This window comes from Micromonospora sp. DH14 (assembly GCF_029809455.1).
Taxonomy (GTDB): domain Bacteria; phylum Actinomycetota; class Actinomycetes; order Mycobacteriales; family Micromonosporaceae; genus Micromonospora; species Micromonospora parva.
The window spans coordinates 38,000-61,591 of sequence record NZ_JARVKT010000010.1; the positions used below are offsets into that span (position 1 = coordinate 38,000).

A 23,592-nucleotide genomic window follows, 5' to 3' on the forward strand; every position below is an offset into this window, starting at 1 on the left:
GCAGCCCTCCCCGGCCCACCATTCTCCACCGCGCCCCGCCACGGGCGGCGGGTTTAGCGACGAATCATCGCCGGGAGCTGCCGAGCAGACCGAGCCGGAGAGCCCGCAACAGGGTGCCGGGGCGGCTCAGGGCGGCCGGATGGTCGAGCATGGTGGTGACCCGACCCAGTCGGGCGTTGATCACCGGGTCGGTCAGCGACGCCCGGAAGAGCAGGTCCCCGAACCACTTGGTGACCCTGTAGCCGGGCGGGTACGGCCCGTCGACGTGCGGCAGCTCGATGTCGGCGGTGGTGGAGATCTGCCAGGCCGCGTCGACCACCACCCGGACCTGCTCGAAGTACGCCCGCGCCGGCTCGTCGTGCGGTTTCGGCCCGGATCGCAGGTACCTGGACAGGCAGGAGGCGTGCAGCGTCGCGGAGGTCATGCCCTGGCCGTACACCGGGTTGAAGGACGCGACGGCGTCGCCCGCGGCGACCAGTCCGGCGGGGAGGCGGTCGAGCTTGTGGAAGTCGCGGCGTCGGCTGTCGGCCTGGTGGTACGTGACCACCCCGCCGAGCATCTCCCCGTGTTCGGCGATGTCACCGAACATCTGCGGGTAGTGCTCCCGGCAGCGGGCGGTGAAGTCGGCGACGTCGCGGCTGGGCCGGTCACCGTCGTAGCCGGCCACCAGCATGATCCAGCGGTCCCCCTCGACCGAGTTGATGCCACCGATCCGGGCGGTACGCCCCCTGCCCGCCATGGTGTGGAAGACCGCCACCCACGCGTCGCTGACCTTCTCGTCGCGCTTGAAGAGCGCCGTGGCGTAGTTCAGCTTGATCGGCATGCGCTGCAGGGGCGGACGCGGCCACCCGTGCTCGGCCAGCCAGTCGCTCAACCGGCTGGACCGCCCCATCGCGTCGACCACCAGGTCGGCCGCTTCGACGACGGGCTCGGTGCCGCCCTCGGGCACGTACCGGGCGCCGGTGACCCGCCGCTCGTCGAAGAGCAGGCCCTCCGCCCGGCCGTACACCATGCGGATGTTGTCGACGGCGAGGGTGCGCCGCCGGACCAGCGACTCCAGGAACGGACGCGTGGTGATCAGCGCCGGCCCGGTGCCGGTCGCCGCGGGTGGCAGGCCCAACATGCCGTTCACGAAGACCTTCGCCGTGCCCGGGTCGCGCGGCGGCGGCGGAGCGCCGAGCGTGAGCGCCTCGTCGGCGATGCCGGGAAACCAGCGCTCCAACTGGACCTGACCGGCGGGCAGCAACGCGTGCACCTGACTGCCCTGCGGCACCCCCGGTCGTGGCCCGGCGTCGACGTCGGACGGGTCCCGTTCGACGATCAGCACCTCCTCGGCGTGGTCGCTGAGCACCCGGGCCGCCAGCAACCCGGCCATGCTGCCACCGAGCACCACCGCACGTCGCATGACGACTCTGGTCTCGGCCGGTCGTTCGGCCGTCGCTATCTCCGCGAAGAGCCGGGACGGAGAGGGGGGCATGCGATCACTCCTCGGACGGTCGGGAAAGCGTGGCATCCACGACCGTAACCACCGCCGCCCCCGCCGTCAGCGTTCAGCTGGCCCGCCACTTCTGGTTCGCGTTGCCGGTGCACTGCCAGATCTGCAGTCGGGCGCCGTTGTCCGGGTTCGAGTCGACCACGTCGACACACCTGTCCGCCTTGGTGTTCACCAGGTCGTACGCCTTGTTGAGGGTGAACCTCTGCGACGACGCGCCGGAGCACTCGGCCAGGATGACGTGCGCCCCGTCCTGGGTGGAGTGGCCGGCGACATCAAGGCACAAACCCATCGAGCGGACGGTGCCGTCCGACGGGAACGTCCACAGTTGCTTCGCGGTCCGTCGACAGTCCCAGATCTGCGGTCGCGCGCCGGCGTAGGCGTTGCCCTCCGGGATGTCGATGCAGCGGTCACTGGCGAAGCTGGAGATCTGCTTACCGGCGGGCGGGTTGCTCTTCGTCGGAGACGGAGGCGGAGCGGACGGCGGCGCCTGGTTACCCGGAGCGGTGGTCGTGTTGCTGCCCGTCCCGGTCGACGGCGGCGGCGCACCGGCCGACGGTGGCGCGCTGGCGGCTCGCGACGGCGGGGCACCCGCGACGGGTAGGCCCTGGAAACCATCCGTGATCAGCGCGAGGACGGCCTCGCTCGCGGACCATTCGGCGGCCGAGGTGGTCCAGTCGATCGAGTACGCGTGCCCGTTGTGGCCGACGAACACCCGGCTCGACGTGTGCATCGGCGTGCCGTCCTCGTCGGTGTACGTCCACGCCCACTCGGCGGCCCGCAGCTGGTAGCGCAGCGCGTCGAGCCGGACCTGCCGATAGTCGGCGTACCGGCCGCGTTGCGCCGTCTCCCGCGCCCGCAGCTGCGCGAGCGGGTCCGCGGGGACGGACCGGAGTTCGTCGACGACGAGCACGCGGCTGCCGTCCGGCTCGCGGAACACGGCGCGCCCACCGTCGCGCCGGGCCTGCCAGCCGTCCGGCACCGGTACGAGGAAGCGCGGATCGTCACGGTGGTAGCGCCAACCCGCCGGCGGCGGTGGCAGCACCCTGGACACCGGCGTCTCGGCGACCGGCGACGGGTGCACGGCCGGCGCCGCGACGTCGCCGGCACCCGCGTCGCCGAACAGCCCGCCCTTGAGCACTGACGCGGCCACCAGCAGGACGACCAGCAGCACGGCCGCCCCGATCGACCCGATCAGCCGCGCCCGACGCTGACGACCCTTTCCAGGCACCGGGGCGGCAGCGGGTGACGGGGGCACAGCCGGCGACATGGGCGCAGCCGGTGCGGCAGCGACGCCGGCCTGCGCGGCGGCGGGTGACGTGGTGGCGGCGGGCGACGTGGTGGCAGGCGGCGCGGCGTTGGCAGCCGGTGCCGCGGGGGCGTCGAACGCGTCGGGGAGGGCCGGCGACGCGGGCGGACCGGGTTCGGCGGGGACGAACTCGGGCACGATCGTCGGACGGGGCAGGTCGGCCGTGGCGGTGGTGATCCGGGTCAGCGGTCCGCCGCCGGCACCGCTCACCTCAGTCGCCGGCACATCCCCAGTGGCGGCCTGGCGCAGGAGCCGGTCCGCCTCCTCGGCCCTGATCCGTTGCTCCGGCTCCCGGCGCAGCAGTCCCTCCAGGAGCGGGGTCAGCCGACCGGCCCGTCGCGCCGACGGTGGTGGCTCGGTGGCGAGGGCCGCCAGCGTGGCGATCGGAGACGAGCGGTGGTACGGGGTGCGTCCCTCGACCGCCGCGTAGAGGGTGGCGCCCAGCGACCACAGGTCGGCCGCCGGCCCCACGTCGCCGTCGGTGGCCCGCTCGGGCGCGAGGAACGCCGGTGAGCCGAGCACCATCCCGGTCTGTGTCATCCGTGGGTCGCCGGGGAGGGTGGCCAGACCGAAGTCGGTCAGCACCACCCTGCCGTCGTCGGCGAGCAGCACGTTGGCCGGCTTGACGTCCCGGTGCAGCACACCGGCGCGGTGGGCGGCCCGCAGCGCGCCCAGGATGCCCAGCCCGATCCGTGCGGCGCGGTCCGCCGGCATCGACCCCTCGGCTTCGAGCACCTGTTGCAGGGACCGGGACGGCACGAGCTCCATCACGATCCAGGGGTCGCCGCCGGAGTGCAGCACGTCGAAGACGCGTACCACGTTGGGGTGGCCCAGACGGGCGACGGCCCGCGCCTCACGCATGGACCGTTCGCGCATCTCCCGACGTTCGTCGTCGCGTAGGCCGGGCGGTGCCACCAACTCCTTGATGGCGACGTCGCGCTGCAGCATCTCGTCGCGGGCCTGCCACACGCGACCCATCCCGCCCTGGCCGAGCGGACGGACCAGCCGATAGCGATCGGCAATCAACTGTCGAGAGGCGTCTGGCACGACAGGAAGGTACCTGCCCTGGTTTACGTACCCAATTCTTGTGGCGGCTGGAAATGCGACAGTTGGATATGTCACACGCAAGATCGACTGGTTACCGGTCGTTCATTTCCGCTATTGGTTACGAGCAGTGTCGCCCACCGCGATGTTACCAACGCGTATATCGGCGTCCTGCTATAAATATCGAATGAATTCGAATTCTGCGGAGCGCCGGACCGGACGCGCCGCGGCCGGGTTGGGCGGCCTGTGCCTGGCGGTGGTCCTGTCCGCCTGCACGCCGGCAGGTGACCCGCGCCAGCCCACCTCAGCGCCGGCCGACGGGGCAACACCGGCTGACCGGGCGGCGCCGGCCAGCGGTGCCGGGCTGCCGTGCACGCCATCGGTCGATGCGCTGCCGGCACCGCCGGCCGGCTACCGGTTGGTGGGCGAGGACGTCGCGGTGCCCGACACCCCAGTGCTGACGGCGGGCGACTCCGGGGAGGCCGATCCGGCGGCGCGACTGTTCGCCAAATGGGGGCTCGTCGTCCGCGCCGGCACTGTCGTCGACCTGCGGGTGGCACCGGGCTGGCAGGACAGGGCCCGGCTCGGGTGGGGCGGCACCGGCGCGCCCGCGACGACCGTCACGGTGCACGCCTGCACTCCCGAGGGTGGGCAGGCGCACTGGCTGGCCTTCGTCGGCGGCGCCTGGGTCGCGCAGGTCGCCTGCGTACCGCTGATCGTGACGTCGGACGGCCGGACCGACCGCGTCAACCTCGGCATCGGCACCCCCTGCGACACGACCGCCACACCCCACCCCGCCACCTCATGAACCCCGAACGGCCCGGCGCCGCCTGCTGCCGCTCAGTCCGGCAGCGCTCGTGCGCGTTAGGGCCTGTCCTGTCGATCATGGAAGCCAGATGATGGCGGCGATCAGGATCAGGCTGGATCGGTAGAGGGATGCGCGTTTGGCGTAGCGGGTGGCCAGGTCTCGCCAGTGTTTGAGCCGGTTGAAGCAGCGTTCCACGACGTTGCGCTTCTTGTAGACCACCTTGTCGAAGGCCGGCGGTCGCCCGCCGTGGCTGCCCTTGGCGGCACGGCGGGCGACCTGGTCCGAGCGTTCCGGGATGACGTGCCGGATTCCTCGTTGGCGCAGGGCTCGGCGGGTGGAGTCATGCGCGTAGCCCTTGTCCGCGATCAGCACCTCAGGCCGCTTGCGGGGCCGACCCGGCCCGGGCTCGTTGACCCGGATCGCGTCCAGCAACGCCAGGAGTTGCGGATTGTCGCCGGCCTGGCCGGGGGTGAGCAGGATCGACAGCGGCCGTCCGCGTCCGTCGACCGCGAGGTGGATCTTCGTGCTCAACCCTCCTCGTGACCGGCCGATCGCCTCGCCATCTTCCGCACCAGGTGTCGTCGGACTTGTCGGGGAGCCCCTTTTTTGCGGGCGCCAGCGGCATGCTGGTGCGCCCGCACGATCGACGAGTCGATGCTGATCGTCCACTGCACCGGTGTGCCGTCGTCGTGGACCTGCGCCGCGGCGAGGATCCGATCCCATGTCCCGTCAGCGGTCCACCGGCGCAGGCGTTCGTGACAGGTCTTCCACGGCCCGAAGCGTTCCGGCAGATCACGCCACGGCGCACCTGTGCGCAGCTTCCACAGGATCCCGTTGATGACCTGCCGGTGATCCCGCCACCGCCCCCGCGCACCACCCGGCTCGGGCAGCAACGGCGCGATCACCACCCACGCCTCGTCAGTCAATTCGCCACGACGCACCACCGACACATCGTCAACGACCAACCACTACAAGATCGGCAGGACACGCCCTAGTCGGGTAGCGCTCGTGCGCGTTAGTCCGGTAGCGCTCGTGCGACTCGATCAAGCAGGTCGCGGGCACCGGCCTGGACTGCCGGGTCGGGATCATCCAGCAGACTCCGGAGCGCGACGCGAAAACGGAGCCGGTCCTCCGGCCCCGCGCCGGCGAGCTCGAAGAAGACGGCGCTCAGGCAACCGGTGAGATGATCCCCCTGCTCCGGCTCAGCAAGATGCCACGCTGCCGCGATGAGACGCAGGCCAGCCGGGTCACGACGCCGCAACAACTCCTCGGCGGTGGCATCGGTGACCGCGGTGTTCGCGCTGTCGAGAAGCAGGCTCCGCACCACGGTGTCCACCGGTTCCCGCCCAACGACAGGGCTCAGGTTACGCCCGGCGCGGGCCCGGTCCGACCACAACTGCGACCGAGCCAACCGCAGCGCCTCCCCCACCTCCACCCCCACATCATCCCCGCCCCACCCGGAATGACGTCCACCGCCCTGGTGATCAAGAGCTTTACGTACGCCATCCCGGTGTGTCGTGACGCGAACCTCTTGATCACCAGGGGTGACGTGGGGGTTGGGGCGGGTGGACGGGGGTGTCTACTGTCTACAGAGGCTGGCGTCCGACTGTCGATGTCCTGGATGTTCTGTCGAGAGGGTCAACGACATGCTGAAGGCCGAGGATCTTCCCCCGTTTCAGCGCGCCGTGTCCGATGAGTCGCAGCGCGGCCAACGCGTGTACGCCACCCTTGTCGCGCTGCGGCTGTCCCTGCTCCTGGTGGCCGCTGTCGCGGGAGTCGCCACCTGGAAGCTCGACAATTTCGCCCTCGGCCCGGCGCTGGCGGCGGGCGCGTTCGCCGCCACCTCGATCGTCGAGGTCTTTCTCCTCACCAATCGTCCGAATGAACGGTGGTACGTCGGCAGGGCCCTCTCCGAATCCATCAAATCACTCACCTGGCGATTCACCGTCGCGGCTGACCCTTTTCCCCGATCACAGAGCGAATCGGACAGCGTCCAGGAATTCACCAACCGATTGTTGGGCCTGACCGGGGACATGTCGGCGGCCGGGTTGGCGGCTCCCGCGGTGGCCGGGCAACAGATCACTGACGGAATGCGTGCGTTGCGCGCCACCCCCCTTGAGGAGCGCCGCGCCGCGTACCTGGTCGGCCGTCTCGAGGCCCAGCGGGCCTGGTACGCCGAACGGTCGCTGGCGAACCGGGCGCGGGCGACCCGCTGGTCGGTGACCATGCTCGTGCTGGAGATCGTCGGGGTGACCCTGGCCGTGTCGAGGGCTGCCGGACTGACGGACCTCGACCTGCTCGGGGTGGCCGCCGCGGCGGTCGCGGCCGGAGCGGCCTGGACCCAGACGCGGCAACACGGGGCGGTGGCGACCGCCTACGCGCTGGCCAGTCAGGAGCTTGCCGCCATGGGGTCACTGGCCACCCGGATCAGTACGGAAGCCGAACTGTCGCGGTTCGTGAATGACACGGAGACGGCGATTTCCCGGGAACACACGATGTGGCGCGCACGCCGACGCTGACACCGCCCAGCACTCGCCCCTCGCCCCCGCCGCCCGCCGCCCGGAGATCCCCGCCCGGAGATCGACTCGGTTTTCAGGAAAGCGCGGTGTCGGGGCCGATCGGATACCCCGATATTCAGAAAGCGGAGTGGATCACCGCGCGGACCGGCGTCACCGCGCGGACCGGGGGCACGGCCCGGACCGGGGGCACGGCCCGGACCGGGGGCACGGCCCGGACCGGGGGCACGGCCCGGACCGGGGGCACGGCCCGGACCGGGGGCACGGCCCGGACCGGGGGCACGGCGTGGACCGGGGGCACGGCGGCCGGGGCCGCCGCTAAGCCCGGTCCACGTCCATGCATCAGGCCGGCGCTCCGGCCGGCGCGGTCTCCCTCTCGTCGGGGCGCGGTGCCGCGTCGTCGTGCTCGTCGACCATGGTGGCCTCGTCGAACGGGTCGTTGCCGCTCAGCACCCCGACCGCCCGGTCCCGGTCGAACTCGCCGGTCCAGGTTCCCACCAGCACTGTCGCCACCGCGTTGCCGGCGAAGTTGGTCAGCGCCCGGGCCTCCGACATGAACCGGTCGATGCCGACGATCAGTCCGACCCCGTCGACGAGGTCCGGTCGGTGTGACTGGAGGCCGCCGGCCAGCGTGGCCAGCCCGGCGCCGGTGACACCGGCGGCGCCCTTCGAGGCGATGATCATGAACAGCAGCAGCGAGATCTGCTCACCGACGGCGAGTGGCTTGCCCAGCGCGTCGGCGATGAACAGCGACGCCATGGTCAGGTAGATCGCCGTACCGTCCAGGTTGAACGAGTAGCCGGTCGGCACCGTGATGCCGACGACCGGCTTGCTCACGCCGAAGTGCTCCATCTTGGCGATCAGGCGCGGCAGCGCCGACTCCGACGACGAGGTGGACAGGATCAGCAGGAACTCCCGGCCGAGGTAGCGCAGCAGCGAGAAGATCGAGATCCGGGCCACGAACCACAGCAGCGCGCCCAGGAAGACCAGCACGAAGATCAGACAGGTGACGTAGAAGCCCACCATGATCTGGGCGAGGCTCTTGAGGGCGTCCACGCCGGTCGCGCCGACCACGGCGGCCATCGCGCCGAACGCGCCGATCGGCGCCAGCCACATGATCATGGCGAGGACCTTGAAGACGACCCGCTGGATGACGGTGATGGCGCTGAGCACCGGCTCACCCCGCTGTCCCATGGCCTGGACGGCGAACCCGACCAGCAGGGCGACCAGCAGCGTCTGGAGCACCTTGCCCTCGGTGAGCGCGGAGAGCAGCGTCGTCGGGATGATCCCGAGCAGGAAGTCGGCGGTACCGGCCGCCTCGTCACCGGCGGCGGCCTTGCCCGAGCCGGCGAGGTCCGGGCCGAGGTTCAGGCCGGAGCCGGGGTGGATGAGGTTGCCGACGACCAGGCCGATGGCGAGCGCGACCGTCGACATGGTCAGGAAGTAGCCGAGGGCCAGGCCGCCGACCTTGCCGACCTTCGCGGCCTGCCGGACGGAGCCGACGCCGAGCACGATGGTGCAGAAGATGACCGGGCTGATCATCATCTTGATCAGGTTGACGAAGCCGGTGCCGATCGGCTTGAGTTCCTTGCCGAAATCGGGGGCGACCAGGCCGACCACGATGCCGGCGACGACGGCCACGATGACGGCCAGATACAGGTAACGGGTACGGTCCCGGCGGACCGCCGGTGCCGGGGTGGCGGCGGATGCGGTGGTGTCCATGTCGACAATGTGAAGCGCGTCTCACCCGTTGACAGCCTTGCGGTCATTCTGTTCACCGCGACGGCGGCAACGGCGGCGCGACGAGGAGGTGGTGGAGGTGGCCCGACGCCAGTGGAGCATCGCGGGGCAACTCTTCGCCCTCCAGGCGATGGTGGTGACGTTGCTGGTGCTGGCCGGCGCGGCGGGCGCCGTCTGGCTGGCCCGCAGCGACTCCCGCCAGGCCGCGCAGGAGGAGGTGCTCGCGGTGGCGCAGACGGTGGCGCGCTCCCCCGACGTCCGCGCCGCCCTCATCACCGCCGACCCGGCCAGCATCCTGCAGCCGTACGCCGAATCGACCCGGCTGGCCACGGGCACCGACTTCGTGGTGGTGATGGCCCCCGACCGCACCCGTTTCTCACACCCCACCCGGGAGCGCATCGGCCAGCCGTTCGTCGGCGAGATCGGGCCCGCCCTGGCCGGCCGCCCCTTCACCACCACGAACGTCGGCACGCTCGGCGAGTCGGTGCGCGCTGTCGTTCCCGTGTACGACGAGCAGCGGCACCTCGTCGGTCTGGTCTCGGTGGGCATCACCACCCGGGCCATCGACCGTAAGCTGCTCGGCCAACTGCCGGTGCTGTTCGGGGTGGCCGCGCCGGCTCTGGCGCTCGCCGCGACGGGCTCCTGGCTGCTCAGCCGCCGGCTGCGTCGCCAGACGCACGGTCTGGGGCCGGCACAGATGACCCGGATGTACGAGTACTACGACGCCGTTCTGCACTCGGTGCGGGAAGGTCTCGTCGTGCTGACCACCGATCGTCGGGTGGCGCTGGTGAACGACGAGGGCCGCCGCCTGTTGGGGCTCGACGCGGACGCGCCGGTGATCGACCAGCCGGTGGCCGGGATCGACCTGCCACCCGCGGCGGCCGAGTTGCTCGACTCCGGGCGTGACGCCCGCGACGAGCCGATCCTCGCCGGTGACCGGGTGCTCGTCGCCAACCAGCGGACCGCCCGCTTCGAGGGCGCGGCGCTCGGCACCGTGCTGACCCTGCGCGACCAGACCGAGCTGCGCACCCTGGCCAGCGAGCTGGATTCGGTGCGGGCGCTGACCGAGGCGTTGCAGGCGCAGACCCACGAGTCGGCCAACCGGCTGCACACCGTGCTGACCCTGGTCGAGCTGGGCCGCACCGAGGAAGCCGTCCGGCTCGGCACCCGCGACCTGGCCCTCGCCCAGCAGCTGACCGACCGGGTGGTCGGCGCGGTGACCGAACCGGCGCTCGCGGCGCTGCTGCTCGGCAAGTCCGCGCAGGCCGGCGAGCGCGGAGTGGACCTGGTCGTCGAACCGGACTGCCGCCTCGACGACAGCCCGCTGCCGACCGCTGACCTGCTCACCGTGGTCGGCAACCTGGTCGACAACGCGCTCGAAGCGGTGGCCGGCACCCCGGCGCCCCGCCGGGTACGCGTCTTCGTCGGCGCGGCCGACGACGAACTGGTGGTCCGGGTCGCCGACAGCGGCCCCGGGCTGGCACCGGAGCGGGTCGCCGACGCGTTCCGGCGCGGCTGGTCCACCAAGAGCACCGGCCGCGGCCTCGGCCTGGCGCTGGTCGGGCAGGTGGTGCGCCGGCACGGCGGCAGCGCCGAGGTGGATCGCTCGGACGACGGTGGCAGTCTGTTCACCGTCCGGCTGCCGAGCCGGATCGAGCGGTCATGACCGACATCCGGGTGCTCGTCGTCGAGGACGAGCCGCTGCTGGCCGAGGCGCACAGCGCGTACACCGAACGGGTTCCCGGTTTTGTGGTGGTCGGGGTGGCGCACACCGCGCGGGCGGCGATGGCGGCCCTGCGCGCCGACCACGGCGGCGGCGTGGACCTCGTACTCCTGGATTTTCGGCTGCCCGACCTGCACGGCCTGGACGTGTGCCGGGCGCTGCGCGCGGCCGGCAGCAGCGTGGATGTGCTGGCCGTGACGTCCGCGCGGGACCTGGCGGTGGTGCGCACCGCCGTGTCCCTCGGGGTGACCCACTACCTGCTCAAACCGTTCACGTTCGCCGCGTTCCGCGACAAGCTGGAGCGCTACGCCGACTACCGCGCCCAGGCGCTCGCCGACGGCGAGGTCGCCGCCCAGCACGAGGTGGACCAGATGTTCGCCACCCTGCGCGGCACCGCCGGGCACAGCCTGCCCAAGGGGCTCGACGCGCAGACCCTTGATCGGGTACGCGCCGCCCTCACCGACGGCACCCGCGCGGCTGCCGGGCTGTCCGCGACCGAGGTGAGCGCGCTGACCGGCATCTCCCGGGTGACCGCCCGCCGCTACCTGGAGTACCTGGTGACCGTCGACCGGGCCGCCCGCACCCCCCGCTACGGCACCCCCGGCCGCCCCGAGGTCGAATACCGACCCCGCTGAACATGACCGCGCATCCGCGGGACCGCAGACCTCGCCAAGATCCGAGCAAGTTCCCCGATATTGCTGCCTCCGGCGGCCGCGAAGCAGCAACATCCCCGATGTTGCGCGGATCTTGGCGAGGCGCGCCGCCACCGGGCTTGGCGGCCCGGGAACCCGGTGGCGCGCGGAAGATCCGTTGTTAGACTGGGCGGGTTGGGTTAGCGGCACGACCAGGGAGACCAGACATGGCGGGTGACGACGACATCTCCGGGTGAGACCGGATGTGTTCGGCCATCGGTTCGGCGCGCGTAAGGCGCAGCCGCGGTGGCCATGACGTCGTTCCACCGGTCCCGTTCGTCGTCGGGCGGTTCACGCACGCCCACCCCACCTTCTGAGGTCACTCGCAATGTCTGATGCTTTCATCGTCTGCTCGAATCTGTCCTTCTCCTGGCCGGACGACACCCCGGTCTTCTCGGACCTGTCCTTCACCGTGCCGGGCGGTCGCACCGGCCTGGTCGCGCCCAACGGCGCCGGCAAGAGCACCCTGCTGCGGCTGATCGCCGGGGAGCTGCGGCCCAGCGGCGGCAGCGTCACCGTCGACGGCCTGCTCGGCTACCTCCCGCAGACGCTGCCCCTGGCCGGTGACCTGAGCGTGGCGCAGGTGCTGGGCGTGGCCGAGCGGGTCGCGGCGTTGCACGCCATCGAGGCCGGCGACGCCAGCGAGGAACACTTCGCCACCATCGGCGACGACTGGGACATCGAGGAGCGCACCCGCTCGGAGTTGGACCGGCTCGGCCTGGGTGAGCTGTCGCTCGACCGGCGGCTGCACACCCTCAGCGGCGGTCAGGTGGTCTCCCTCGGCCTGGCGGCGCAACTGCTGCGCCGCCCGAACGTGCTGCTGCTCGACGAGCCGACGAACAACCTGGACCTGGACGCCCGGCACAAGCTCTACGACGTGCTCACCGGCTGGTCCGGGTGCCTGCTGCTGGTCAGCCACGACCGGGAACTGCTGGACCGGATGGACCGCATCGCCGAGCTGGACCGGGGCGAGATCCGCTGGTACGGGGGCAACTTCACCGCGTACACCGAGGCGGTGCAGGCCGCGCGGGAGGTCGCCGAGAGCAACCTGCGCAACGCCGAGCAGGAGGTCAAGCGGGAGAAGCGGGAGATGCAGCAGGCCCGGGAGCGCGCCGACCGGCGGGCCAGCAACGCCGCCAAGAACCTGAAGAACGCCGGTCTGGCCCGGATCGTGGCCGGCGGCCTCAAGCGCAGCGCCCAGGAGTCGGCGGGCCGGGCGCAGGAGACGCACGCCGGCCGGCTCGGGCAGGCCAAGGCCCGACTCGACGAGGCGGGGCGGGCGGTACGCGACGAGGACCGGATCACCGTCGACCTGCCGGACACCAGCGTCCCGGGCGGGCGCACCGTCTTCTCCGGCCAGGGGATGCGGGCCCGCTTCGACGGCCGGGACCTGTTTGGCGGCGACGGCGCGGACCTGGTGATCCGGGGGCCGGAACGGATCGCGCTGACCGGGGCGAACGGTGTCGGCAAGTCCACCCTGCTGCGCCTGGTCACCGGCGACCTGGAGCCGGACGGCGGCGAGATCCGGCGGGCCGACGGGCGGATCGCGTACCTGTCGCAGCGGCTGGACCTGCTGGACCTCGACCGTACGGTGGCGGAGAACTTCGCCGCGTACGCGCCGAGCCTGCCGGACGCCAAACGGATGAACCTGCTCGCCCGGTTCCTGTTCCGGGGCGCCCGGGTCAACCTGCCCGTCGGGGTGCTCTCCGGTGGCGAACGGCTACGCGCCACCCTCGCCTGTGTGCTCTGCGCCGAACCGGCACCGCAACTGCTGCTGCTCGACGAGCCGACGAACAACCTGGACCTGGTCAGCGTCGGTCAGTTGGAGAGCGCGCTCGCCGCGTACCAGGGGGCGTTCGTGGTGGTCAGCCACGACGAACGGTTCCTCGCGGAGATCGGCGTGCAGCGCTGGTTGCGGCTGGCCGACGGCCAACTGCGGGAGATCAGCGCCCCCGACCGGGGCTGAGCCCGGCGGTGTCCCCGGCCCGGTCAGCTCGCGCCGGCCGGGCCGAGGCCCGGTCAGCTCACGTTGGCCGGGCCGAGGACGCTCTTCAGGTCACCCATCAGGGCGGTCGTCGGCGCCACCCGGAACGGCCCCAGCCGCAGGGTGGTGGTACGCCCGCCGTTCTGCAGCTTGACGTGCACCTCGGTGTCGCCCGGGTGCAGCACCAGGGTCTCCTTGAGCCGCTCGACCAGCGGTGGTGTGCACCGGTGCACCGGGATGGTGAGGGTGACCGGCTTGTTGGTGGCGCTGGTGCTGACGTCCGGCATGGACATGTCCATCGCCATGATCCGTGGGGTGTCGTCGCGGCGGTCCACCCGACCCTTGACCACCACGATGGCGTCCTCGGCGATGTACTGCCCGATCACCTCGTAGGTGTTGGGGAAGAACAGCGTCTCCACCCCGCCGGCCAGGTCCTCCAGGGTGGCCGACGCCCAGGCCCGGCCCTGCTTGGTGACCCGGCGCTGCACCCCGGAGAGAATGCCGGCGAGGGTGACGACCGCCCCGTCGGGCACCGCGCCCTCCTCGGCCAGCGAGGCGATGGTGGTGTCGGCCGCCGCGTTGAGAATGTGTTCCAGGCCGAACAGCGGGTGGTCGGAGACGTACAGGCCGAGCATCTCCCGTTCGAAGGCCAGCTTGTCGCGCTTGTCCCACTCGCTGTCGCCGATGGTCGGCATCACCGTGGTGCTGCCGGTGTCGGCGTCACCGAAGCCGGCGCCGAACAGGTCGTACTGGCCGACGGCCTCCTTGCGCTTGACGTCGGCGTACGCGTCGATCGCGTCGGCGTGCACCGCGAGCAGGCCCTTGCGGGGGTGGTCCATCGAGTCGAACGCGCCTGCCTTGATCAGCGATTCGATGGTCTTCTTGTTGCAGACCACCGCGTCCACCTTGGACAGGAAGTCGTAGAAGTCGGTGTAGTCGCCCTTCTCCTCCCGGCAGCGCATGATCGAGGCGACCACGTTCGCCCCGACGTTGCGCACGGCGGCCAGGCCGAAGCGGATGTCCTTGCCGACCGGGGTGAACGGCCCGGCCGAGGTGTTCACGTCCGGTGGCAGCACCTGGATGCGCATCCGGCGACACTCGGCCAGGTAGAGCGCCATCTTGTCCTTGTCGTCGCCGACGCTGGTCAGCAGCCCGGCCATGTACTCGGCCGGGTAGTGCGCCTTCAGGTACGCGGTCCAGTAGGAGACCAGGCCGTACGCGGCGGAGTGCGCCTTGTTGAACGCGTACCCGGCGAACGGCACCAGGACATCCCAGACGGCCTGGATCGCCTCGTCGGAGTAGCCGCGTTCGCGGCAGCCGTCCCGGAACGGGATGAACTCCTTGTCGAGGATCTCCTTCTTCTTCTTACCCATGGCCCGGCGCAGCAGGTCCGCCTGACCGAGGCTGTAACCGGCGAGGATCTGCGCGGCCCGCTGCACCTGCTCCTGGTAGACGATCAGGCCGTGGGTGGGTGCCAGGATCTCCCGCAGCGGCTCCTCCAGCTCCGGGTGGATCGGGGTGATCTCCTGCAGGCCGTTCTTGCGCAGCGCGTAGTTGGTGTGCGAGTCGACGCCCATCGGGCCGGGCCGGTACAGGGCCAGGACGGCGGAGATGTCCTCGAAGTTGTCCGGCTTCATCAACCGCAGCAGGGACCGCATCGGCCCACCGTCGAGCTGGAACACGCCGAGGGTGTCACCGCGGGCCAGCAGCTCGTACGCGGCCTTGTCGTCCAGCGGCAGGCCGAGCAGGTCGAGTTTCAGGCCGTGGTTCAGCTCGATGTTCTTGACCGCGTCGTCGATGATCGTCAGGTTGCGCAGGCCGAGGAAGTCCATCTTCAGCAGCCCGAGCGACTCGCAGGTCGGGTAGTCGAACTGCGTGATGATCGCCCCGTCGGCGTCGCGGCGCATCAACGGGATGTGCTCGATGATCGGCTCGGCGGACATGATGACGCCGGCGGCGTGCACGCCGGTCTGCCGGATCAGCCCCTCGATGCCCTTGGCGGTGTCGATCACCTTGCGGACGTCCGGGTCGGAGTCGTACAGGCCGCGGATCTCGCCCGCCTCCGCGTAGCGGGGGTGCTTGTTGTCGAAGATGCCGGTGAGCGGGATGTCCTTGCCCATCACCGCCGGCGGCATGGCCTTGGTGATCCGGTCGCCGACCGCGTACGGGAAGCCGAGGACCCGGGCCGAGTCCTTGATCGCGGCCTTCGCCTTGATCGTGCCGAAGGTCGCGATCTGGGCGACCTTGTCCTCACCCCACTTGTCGGTGACGTACTTGATCACCTCACCGCGCCGACGCTCGTCGAAGTCGATGTCGACATCCGGCATCGAGACCCGCTCGGGGTTGAGGAACCGCTCGAAGATCAGGCCGTGCTGGATCGGGTCCAGGTCGGTGATGCCCAGCGCGTACGCCACCAGCGAGCCGGCGGCCGAACCACGGCCCGGACCCACCGCGATGCCCTGGTTCTTCGCCCACTGGATGAAGTCGGCGACCACGAGGAAGTAGGACGGGAAGCCCATCTGGTTGATGACGCCCAGCTCGTACTCCGCCTGGACGACGTGCCCCTCCGGGATGCCGTTCGGGTAGCGACGGCCCAGACCGGCGAAGGTCTCCTTGCGGAACCAGGACTCCTCGGTCTCACCCTCGGGCACCGGGAAGCGCGGCATCAGGTTGTGGAACTCGAACATCCCCTTCGGGTCGACCTTCTCGGCGACCAGCAGGGTGTTGCGGCAGCCCTCCTGCCACAGCTCGGACGAGTCCACCGCGCGCATCTGGTCGGCGCTCTTGATGAAGTAACCGCCGCCCTCGAACCGGAACCGGTTGGGGTCGTCGATGTTGCTGCCGGTCTGCACACAGAGCAGCACGTCGTGGGCGGTGGCCTGAGCCTCGTGGGTGTAGTGCGAGTCGTTGGTGACCACCGGCGGGATGTCCAGCTTGCGGGCGATCTCGGTGAGCCCCTCGCGGACCCGGCTCTCGATGGAGAGGCCGTGATCCATGATCTCCAGGAAGTAGTTCTCCTTGCCGAAGATGTCCTGGTAGCTGGCGGCGACCTTGAGGGCCTCGTCGAACTGACCCAGCCGCAGCCGGGTCTGCACCGCGCCGGACGGGCAGCCGGTGGTGGCCATGATCCCCTCGGCGTGCTCGGCGATCAGCTCCATGTCCATCCGGGGCCACTTGACGTAGTGCCCCTCCATGGAGGCGCGCGAGTTGAGGGTGAAGAGGTTCTTCAGGCCCTGCGCGTTGCGCGCCCACATGGTCTTGTGGGTGATCGCGCCGTTACCGGAGATGTCGTCGCTCTTCTGCTCCGGGCGACCCCACTTGACCCGCGCCTTGTGGTAGCGCGACTCCGGCGCCACGTACGCCTCGACGCCCAGGATCGGGGTGATCCCGGCGGCCATCGCCTGGTTGTAGAAGTCGTTCGCGCCGTGCATGTTGCCGTGGTCGGTGATCGCCACAGCGGGCATGCCCAGCCGCTTGGCCTCGGCGAACAGGTCCTTCAGTCGGGCCGCTCCGTCGAGCATCGAGTACTCGGTGTGCACGTGCAGATGCGCGAACGAATCAGCCATGCGTGGCGCCCCCCGGCGGTGTGGATCTTGTTGGTCGAGCCGACCGGGACCTACCCTACCGAGGTGATCTCGGCGGCTCCACCGTCCGCGCCGAGGGTGGCCCTCGTCTCCTGATCGTCCCCGGATGGGCCTAGGCTCTCCAGGATGGCGAGGTACTACGACGTGCACCCGGAGAACCCGCAGCCCCGGGTCATCGGCCAGGTCGCCGACCTGATCCGCGGCGGTGGGCTGGTGGCCTACCCGACCGACTCCTGCTACGCGCTCGGCATCCAGCTGGGCAACCAGGACGGACTCGACCGCATCCGGCAGATCCGGCACCTCGACGACCGGCACCATTTCACCCTGGTCTGCCACGACTTCGCGCAGCTCGGGCAGTTCGTGCAGATCAGCAACTCGGTCTTCCGGCTGGTGAAGGCGTCCACCCCGGGCAGCTACACGTTCATCCTGCCGGCCACCCGCGAGGTGCCCCGCCGGATGCTGCACCCGAAGAAGCGGACCGTCGGTGTTCGGGTGCCCCGGCACGTCGTCACCCAGGCGCTGCTGGCCGAGCTGGCCGAGCCGCTGGTGTCCAGCACGCTGGTCCTGCCCGGCGACGAGGAGCCGATGACGCAGGGCTGGGAGATCAAGGAGCGGCTCGACCACCAGCTCGACGCGGTGCTCGACGCCGGCGACTGCGGCATGGAGCCGACGACGGTGATCGACCTGTCCGGGCCCGAGCCGGAGATTCTGCGTCGGGGCGCCGGGGACGTGTCCCGCTTCGAGTAACGCGCTCGACGCGGCGCGCGCGTCACCACTTCGATCACCTGGCCCGGCGGCCTCTGAGCGCCGGGCCACTGTGCGTGCGCACCTCCTTTGCTCTGCTGCCGGTTACGCACCACCCCCCTGCGGCACCGCGCTGGCGCATCCGCAGCAGCAGAGCAAAGGGAGCGAAAGATCCTCCCGGCCCCAGCTCCGCGCGGGACTGCGGGTCGCGCCCGACACCCCGGCAGACGCGACGTTATCGTCCTGGACAATAGTGTGTGGCACACAGTATGGTGTGACACATGGTTAGCGAGGATGTTCTACGGACGCACCTGCAGGAGTTGCGTCGAGGCACCGTCGTGGTGGCCAGCCTGGTCGCGCTCCGCCGGCCGGACTACGGCTACGCACTGCTGCAACGGCTCACCGACCACGGCTTCCCGGTCGACGCCAACACGCTCTACCCGCTGCTGCGCCGCCTGGAGGACCAGCGGCTGCTGACCAGCGAGTGGAACACCGCGGAGAGCCGGCCGCGCAAGTTCTACCGGACCAGCGACGAGGGCGAGTCGATGCTGAGCCGACTTCTCGACGACCTCGCCGCCGTGCAGACCTCCATCACCGGGCTGATCCAAGGAGTGGACCGATGAACACCCTGACCGACCGCTACCTCGCCGCCACCCTGCGCTCGGTGCCCGCCCAGCGCCGCGACGAGATCGCCACCGAGCTGCGCGCCTCCATCGAGGACATGATCGAGGGTCGGACCGATGGGGGGCAGGACGCCACCACCGCCGAGCGGGAGGTGCTGACCGAGCTGGGCAACCCGGACGTGCTGGCCGCCCGGTACGCCGACCGTCGACTCCAGCTCATCGGCCCGACCTACTACCTGCTCTGGCTGCGGCTGCTGAAACTGCTGCTCAGCTTCATCCCGGCGCTCGTCGGCACGATCGTCACCATCGTCGAGGCGGCCGAGGGGAAGGGCTTCGGGGCCATCGGGCCGGGCCTCGTCGTCGCCCTGCAGGTGGCGGTGCAGATCGCCTTCTGGCTCACCCTGACCTTCGCCATCATCGAGCGCTCCCAGACGGCGGTGGACCTGCCGGACTGGACTGTCGACCAGCTGCCCGACGCCCCGGTGCACCGGGGCATCCCGCTCGCCGACACCATCGCCTCGGTGGTCATGCTGGTGGCGACCATCGCGTACCTGCCCATCCAGCACTTCCAGTCCTGGGTGCGCGGCACCGACGGCGAGAACATCGCGATCCTCGACCCGGCTCTCTGGTCGTTCTGGCTGCCGGCGCTGATCGTCGTGCTGGTCGCCAGCGTGATCTTCGAGATCGTCAAGTACCGGATCGGACGCTGGACCTGGCGTCTCTTCGGCACCAAGGTGCTGCTCAACCTGGCGTTCTCCGTGCCGCTGGTGTGGTTGGCGCTCTCCGACCGGCTGCTCAACCCGGCCCTGGCCGAGCGGCTGAGCTGGCTGGCGGACGCGGACAACCGAAACGTCCTCGGCGCGGCGATCGCGGTGGGAGCGGCGGTGGTGGTGGTCTGGGACCTGATCGACACCGCGATCAAGACCCGACGCCAGACGGCGTGAGCGACACCCTCAGACGGCGGCCCGGCGCGTACCCCGCGCCGGGCCGCCGCCCGTTGGCCGGCACCGACCCGCCCGCCGGCCCCGCCCGGGCGGGCACGTGGCATCGTTCTCGGATGACCGCCGCACCGCAGGGGGAATGGCAGCGCCCCGGTCCAACGGCCGAGCAGCGCCGCAACGACCTGTGGCTCGGGTTGGGGATGACCGGGCTGGCCCTGGTGAGCCTCACCCTGGCCCGCAGCACCGGGGCGTTCCTGCTGGGCCCGCCGCCGTCCGGGCCGGAGCAACTGTTCTGGACCGTCGCGGTGACCCTGCCGCTGATCTGGCGACGACGATGGCCGGCCGCCACCCTGCTGGTCGTCGCGGTGATGTTCATCGCCGCGCAGGCACGATCGGCGCCCGAGACGCAGTTCTCCCCCTGGGCCCTGTTCTGCGCCATCTACACAGTCGGGGCGTGGGGGCAGGACCGCCAGCTGTCCCGCCGACTGCGGGTCGGGGTGATCGCCACGATGTTCGCCTGGCTCGGGGTCTACTACGCGGTGATGATCGACCACATTCCGGCGGATGCCTTCGCCGGTGCGGTCGGACCGGTGCCGCCGGTGCTCGCCGCGATGGTCACCGGCGTCCTGCTCAACGTCCTGGTGTTCGGTTTCGCGTACTTCTTCGGTGAGACCGCGTGGGTGGCCGCGCGGCGCGAACACGAACTGCGCACCCAGGCCGAGGACCTGCGCCGGTCGCAGGCCGAGGCCCGGGAGCGGGCGGTGCTCGGCGAACGGGTCCGGATCGCGCGGGAGCTGCACGACGTGGTGGCCCACCACGTGTCGGTGATGGGCGTGCAGGCATCCGCCTGCCGCCGGGTCTTCGACCGCGACCCGGGCAAGGCCCGCACGGCACTGACCGCCATCGAGCAGAGCGCCCGCACCGCCGTCGACGAGCTGCGTCGGATGCTGGGCGTGCTGCGGACCTCCGCCGGCACCGACGCCGCGCCGCCGACGGCCGGCGGCCTGGAACGGATCGACGAACTCGTCGAGCGGGCGCGCGCCGCCGGGCTGACGACCACCCTCGGGGTGTACGGCGACGCTGTCACGTTGCCCGCGTCCGTCTCGCAGGCGGCCTACCGGGTGACGCAGGAGGCGGTGACCAACACCCTGAAGCACGCCGGAGCGAACCTGTTGGACGTGCGGGTCCGCTACCTGGCCCGCGAGGTGGAGGTCGACGTGACCGACGACGGACGGGGCGGCGGCCGGGCCGACACCGTCGGGTTGGGACTGATCGGGATGCGCGAGCGGGTGGGCGCCCACGACGGCGACCTGGAGGCCGGGCCGCGGGCCGGCGGCGGTTGGCGGGTACGCGCCCGCTTCCCCCTGGCGGCCCCGGTCACCCCGCAGCCGAAGCCGAGCGACAGGCAGCAGGCGGCAGCAGGCGCGGGGCCGTCGGCATGAGCGCTGCGGCACACCACACACCGGACACCGGCCCGACGGTCCGGGTCCTGCTCGCCGACGACCAGCACCTGGTCCGTACCGGCTTCCGGGTCATCCTGGAGGTGGAGGACGACATCGAGGTCGTCGGTGAGGCCGCCGACGGCGAACGGGCCGTCGCCATGGCCCGGGCCACCCGCCCGGACGTCGTACTCATGGATGTGGAGATGCCCGGGATGGACGGCCTGGAGGCCACCCGGCAGATCACCGCCGACGGGCCCGGTGGGCCGGCCGTGCTGATCCTCACGACCTTCGACCGCGACGACTATCTCTTCGCCGCGCTGCGGGCCGGGGCCAGCGGCTTCCTGCTCAAGAACGGCACGCCGGAGGAGCTGGTCGAGGCGATCCGGGTGCTGGCCAGGGGCGACGGTCTGCTCGCTCCGGAGATCACCCGCCGGGTGATCTCCACCTTCGCCCGACCCGGTGACCCGACCGGCACCGCCCACCGGGGCCCGGACGCGGAGGCCGCGTTGGCCGAGCTGACCCCGCGCGAACGGGAGGTGCTGATGTTGCTCGCCGCCGGGTCGAGCAACGCCGAGATCGCCACGACCATCCACCTGGGCGAGGCGACGGTGAAGACGCACGTGAGTCGGGTGCTGGCCAAACTCGGCCTGCGTGACCGGGTGCAGGCAGTGGTCTTCGCGTACGAGAACGGGGTGGTCCGCCCCGGCGGGTGACCGGCGTCCACCGCCCGGCGGACCCGCCCGCTCCGCCGCCGGGCGGACGGCGCAGGGGCGTACTCGATCTAGCATCAGCGCGTGACCAGAACGCTTCGCCTCGACGGCGTCGACCGCAGCTTCGGCGACCGGCAGGTGCTCAACAACGTGTCCTTCGAGGTGGCCGCCGGGCGGATGACCGGCTTCGTGGGTGCCAACGGCGCCGGCAAGACCACCACCATGCGGATCATCCTGGGGGTGCTCTCCGCCGACGCGGGCGAGGTCAGCTGGGGTGGCACGGCGCTGACCCGGCAGGACCGCCGACGCTTCGGGTACATGCCGGAGGAGCGCGGCCTCTACCCGAAGATGACCACCCGGGAGCAGGTCGCCTACCTGGGCCGGCTGCACGGCCTGGACGCCGCCGCGGCACGGCGTGCCACCGATGCCCTGCTGGAGCGGGTCGGGCTCGGTGAACGCGGAAACGACCTGCTGGAGACGCTGTCGCTGGGCAACCAGCAACGCGCCCAGATCGCCGCCGCGCTGGTGCACGACCCCGAGGTGCTGGTGCTCGACGAGCCGTTCTCCGGCCTCGACCCGCTGGCCGTCGACACCGTCGTCGCCGTGCTGCGGGAACGGGCGTCGGCCGGCGCGCCGGTGCTCTTCTCCAGTCACCAGCTCGACGTCGTGGAGCGCCTCTGCGACGACCTGGTGATCATCGGGGACGGGGTGATCCGGGCCGCCGGCAGCCGGCAGCAGCTGCGCGACTCGTACACGGTGCCGCGCTACGAGCTGGTGGTGGCCGGCGACGCCGGCTGGGTACGCGACCACCCCGGGGTGACAGTGGTCGAGCTGGACGGCCCCCGGGTGGTCTTCGACCTGCCGGCCGGCGCCGACGAACAGCCCGTCCTCCAGGCGGCTCTCGCCCGCGGCCCGGTCCGCGCCTTCCGCCCGGTCAGCCCCTCGCTCACCGAGATCTTCCGAGAGGTCACCCAGTGAACGTCACCCAGGCCACCCGGCTGGTCGCCGAACGCGAGATCCGCGTCAAGCTCCGCGACCGCACCTTCCTGTTCGGCACCCTCTTCTTCCTGCTGATCGCGGCGGCCGGCACCATCCTGCCGCCGTTGCTCGCCGGCGGGCCGTCCACCGTCGCGGCGACCGAGAGCGTGGCCGCGCCGCTGCGCGCCGCCGGGCTGGAGGTCCAGGTCGTCCCCGACGACCGGGCCGCCGAGCGGGCCGTCCGCGACGGCGACGTGGACGCCGCGGTGGTCACCGGACCAGCCGTCGTGGCCATGGACGAGGCCCCCGACGACGTGGTGCGGGCCCTGAGCAGCCAGCCGACCGTACGCCTGCTCGACCCGGACGCGGTCGACCCCGTGGTGGCGTTCCTGGTGCCGTTCGTCTTCGCGTTCGTCTTCTTCATCACCTCGCAGACCTTCGGCCTGCAGATCGCGCAGAGCGTCACCGAGGAGAAGCAGACCCGGATCGTGGAGATCCTGGTGGCCGCCGTGCCGGTCCGGGCCCTGCTGGCCGGCAAGGTGGTGGCCGGCGCGATCCTGGCGTTCGCGCAGATCGCCTTGATCGCGGCGGTGGCGGTGATCGGGCTGCAGATGGGTGACAGCGGGGGCCTGCTCACCCTGCTCGCCCCGGCGATCGGCTGGTTCGTGCCGTTCTTCCTCATCGGTTTCGTGCTGCTCGCCGCGATGTGGGCGGCGGCCGGCGCGCTGGCCAACCGGCAGGAGGACATCGCCGCCGTGTCGACACCGGTGCAGTTCGCCGTGATGCTGCCGTTCTTCGCGGTGATCTTCCTGAACGACAACGACACCGCGATGCGGGTGCTGTCCTATCTGCCGTTCTCGTCGCCCACGGCCATGCCGCTGCGACTGTTCACCGGTGACGCGGCCGGTTGGGAACCGATCGTCTCGCTGGTCATCCTGCTGGCCGCCGCCGGTGCGTTCCTGCTCGCCGGGGCCCGGGTGTACGAGGGTTCGCTGCTGCGCACCAACGGCCGGACCTCGCTGCGTACCGCCTGGCGGGAACGGGAGACCATCGGCTGAGCAGTACGGTTCGCCCCTGCGGGCGTCGGTGTCCTGATCGGATGCCGGCGCCCGCTGCCGTACGGCACCGTTCCGAGCATTGTTCGGAGGCCGTGAACAGCGCGAACGCTCCTATGGTGAGCCGAACCCCACGGCGGCGACCTGGTCGTGGCCGGTTTCCGGACCGGAAAGGCTCTCGATGTCCCCACCGATCAACGCACGGCA

The 23,592-nt window shown here is 71.1% G+C and carries 19 protein-coding genes and 1 pseudogene; 13 read left to right on the forward strand and 7 right to left on the reverse strand.

Annotated elements, in window-relative coordinates; translation table 11 throughout:
- Positions 1-64: 64 nt before the first annotated feature.
- The 3 genes and pseudogenes from QCZ28_RS15290 to QCZ28_RS15300 form a co-directional block, all read right to left on the reverse strand.
- A complete protein-coding gene (locus tag QCZ28_RS15290) occupies positions 65-1,477 on the reverse strand; it encodes an FAD-dependent oxidoreductase (protein ID WP_279517284.1) in 1,413 nt (470 codons plus the stop codon).
- Between the two features lie 73 nt (positions 1,478-1,550).
- The gene (locus tag QCZ28_RS15295) at positions 1,551-1,922 is read right to left on the reverse strand and encodes an RICIN domain-containing protein (RefSeq protein ID WP_279517436.1); all 372 of its coding nucleotides are present in this window, start codon (positions 1,920-1,922) and stop codon (positions 1,551-1,553) included.
- Between the two features lie 165 nt (positions 1,923-2,087).
- Positions 2,088-3,848 (reverse strand): annotated as a pseudogene (locus QCZ28_RS15300) (serine/threonine-protein kinase); the annotation flags it as partial.
- Positions 3,849-4,032: 184 nt separating this feature from the next.
- Here QCZ28_RS15300 and QCZ28_RS15305 point away from each other — a divergent pair.
- Positions 4,033-4,653, forward strand: coding sequence for a hypothetical protein (locus tag QCZ28_RS15305; protein WP_279517285.1), 621 nt, complete (start codon positions 4,033-4,035; stop codon positions 4,651-4,653).
- Positions 4,654-4,728: 75 nt separating this feature from the next.
- On the opposite strand, the gene QCZ28_RS15310 is transcribed toward QCZ28_RS15305, so the two are convergent.
- A protein-coding gene (locus QCZ28_RS15310; RefSeq protein ID WP_279517437.1) for an IS5 family transposase occupies positions 4,729-5,594 on the reverse strand; the annotation gives its coding sequence in 2 pieces (ribosomal slippage) (positions 4,729-5,255 and positions 5,255-5,594; 867 coding nt in all).
- Between the two features lie 74 nt (positions 5,595-5,668).
- The gene (locus tag QCZ28_RS15315; protein ID WP_279517286.1) at positions 5,669-5,989 is read right to left on the reverse strand and encodes a hypothetical protein; all 321 of its coding nucleotides are present in this window, start codon (positions 5,987-5,989) and stop codon (positions 5,669-5,671) included.
- 229 nt (positions 5,990-6,218) lie between these two features.
- Between QCZ28_RS15315 and QCZ28_RS15320 the strand changes: the two genes are divergently transcribed.
- Together QCZ28_RS15320 and QCZ28_RS15325 are read left to right on the forward strand one after the other, a co-directional pair.
- Positions 6,219-7,172, forward strand: a complete 954-nt coding sequence (locus QCZ28_RS15320; RefSeq protein ID WP_279517287.1) for a DUF4231 domain-containing protein — start codon at positions 6,219-6,221, stop codon at positions 7,170-7,172.
- Positions 7,173-7,299: 127 nt separating this feature from the next.
- A complete protein-coding gene (locus QCZ28_RS15325; RefSeq protein ID WP_279517288.1) occupies positions 7,300-7,491 on the forward strand; it encodes a hypothetical protein in 192 nt (63 codons plus the stop codon).
- Positions 7,492-7,511: 20 nt separating this feature from the next.
- Here the strand turns inward: QCZ28_RS15325 and QCZ28_RS15330 are convergent, their stop codons facing one another.
- Complete coding sequence (locus QCZ28_RS15330; RefSeq protein WP_279517289.1) at positions 7,512-8,891, reverse strand: cation:dicarboxylase symporter family transporter; 1,380 nt, start codon at positions 8,889-8,891, stop codon at positions 7,512-7,514.
- A 97-nt stretch (positions 8,892-8,988) separates the two neighbouring features.
- On the opposite strand from QCZ28_RS15330, the gene QCZ28_RS15335 reads away from it, so the two are divergent.
- The 3 genes from QCZ28_RS15335 to abc-f all read left to right on the forward strand — a co-directional run bounded on the left by QCZ28_RS15335 (position 8,989) and on the right by abc-f (position 13,290).
- Entirely contained in the window at positions 8,989-10,575 is a 1,587-nt protein-coding gene (locus tag QCZ28_RS15335) for a sensor histidine kinase (RefSeq protein WP_279517290.1), read from the forward strand.
- The gene (locus QCZ28_RS15340; protein ID WP_279517291.1) at positions 10,572-11,267 is read left to right on the forward strand and encodes a response regulator; all 696 of its coding nucleotides are present in this window, start codon (positions 10,572-10,574) and stop codon (positions 11,265-11,267) included. The genes QCZ28_RS15335 and QCZ28_RS15340 overlap by 4 nt, the downstream gene beginning before the upstream one ends.
- A gap of 385 nt (positions 11,268-11,652) precedes the next feature.
- Complete coding sequence (gene abc-f, locus QCZ28_RS15345) at positions 11,653-13,290, forward strand: ribosomal protection-like ABC-F family protein (protein ID WP_279517292.1); 1,638 nt, start codon at positions 11,653-11,655, stop codon at positions 13,288-13,290.
- Between the two features lie 53 nt (positions 13,291-13,343).
- On the opposite strand, the gene dnaE is transcribed toward abc-f, so the two are convergent.
- Positions 13,344-16,874 (reverse strand): DNA polymerase III subunit alpha, encoded by a 3,531-nt coding sequence (gene dnaE, locus QCZ28_RS15350; RefSeq protein ID WP_279517293.1) that lies wholly within the window; start codon positions 16,872-16,874, stop codon positions 13,344-13,346.
- 144 nt (positions 16,875-17,018) lie between these two features.
- On the opposite strand from dnaE, the gene QCZ28_RS15355 reads away from it, so the two are divergent.
- The 7 genes from QCZ28_RS15355 to QCZ28_RS15385 all read left to right on the forward strand — a co-directional run bounded on the left by QCZ28_RS15355 (position 17,019) and on the right by QCZ28_RS15385 (position 23,388).
- The gene (locus QCZ28_RS15355) at positions 17,019-17,639 is read left to right on the forward strand and encodes an L-threonylcarbamoyladenylate synthase (protein WP_030336914.1); all 621 of its coding nucleotides are present in this window, start codon (positions 17,019-17,021) and stop codon (positions 17,637-17,639) included.
- 278 nt (positions 17,640-17,917) lie between these two features.
- Positions 17,918-18,259: a PadR family transcriptional regulator gene (locus tag QCZ28_RS15360; RefSeq protein ID WP_279517294.1), complete on the forward strand. Its 342-nt coding sequence runs from the start codon at positions 17,918-17,920 to the stop codon at positions 18,257-18,259.
- Entirely contained in the window at positions 18,256-19,203 is a 948-nt protein-coding gene (locus QCZ28_RS15365; RefSeq protein ID WP_279517295.1) for a permease prefix domain 1-containing protein, read from the forward strand. Before QCZ28_RS15360 ends, QCZ28_RS15365 begins: the two co-directional genes overlap by 4 nt.
- 113 nt (positions 19,204-19,316) lie before the next feature.
- Positions 19,317-20,642 (forward strand): sensor histidine kinase, encoded by a 1,326-nt coding sequence (locus QCZ28_RS15370; protein ID WP_279517296.1) that lies wholly within the window; start codon positions 19,317-19,319, stop codon positions 20,640-20,642.
- The gene (locus tag QCZ28_RS15375; protein ID WP_030336898.1) at positions 20,639-21,355 is read left to right on the forward strand and encodes a response regulator transcription factor; all 717 of its coding nucleotides are present in this window, start codon (positions 20,639-20,641) and stop codon (positions 21,353-21,355) included. The genes QCZ28_RS15370 and QCZ28_RS15375 overlap by 4 nt, the downstream gene beginning before the upstream one ends.
- Positions 21,356-21,436: 81 nt before the next feature.
- On the forward strand, positions 21,437-22,330 hold the full coding sequence (locus tag QCZ28_RS15380; RefSeq protein WP_210866836.1) for an ATP-binding cassette domain-containing protein: 894 nt from the start codon (positions 21,437-21,439) through the stop codon (positions 22,328-22,330).
- Positions 22,327-23,388, forward strand: coding sequence for an ABC transporter permease (locus QCZ28_RS15385; protein WP_279517297.1), 1,062 nt, complete (start codon positions 22,327-22,329; stop codon positions 23,386-23,388). The genes QCZ28_RS15380 and QCZ28_RS15385 overlap by 4 nt, the downstream gene beginning before the upstream one ends.
- The last annotated feature ends 204 nt before the right edge of the window (positions 23,389-23,592 follow it).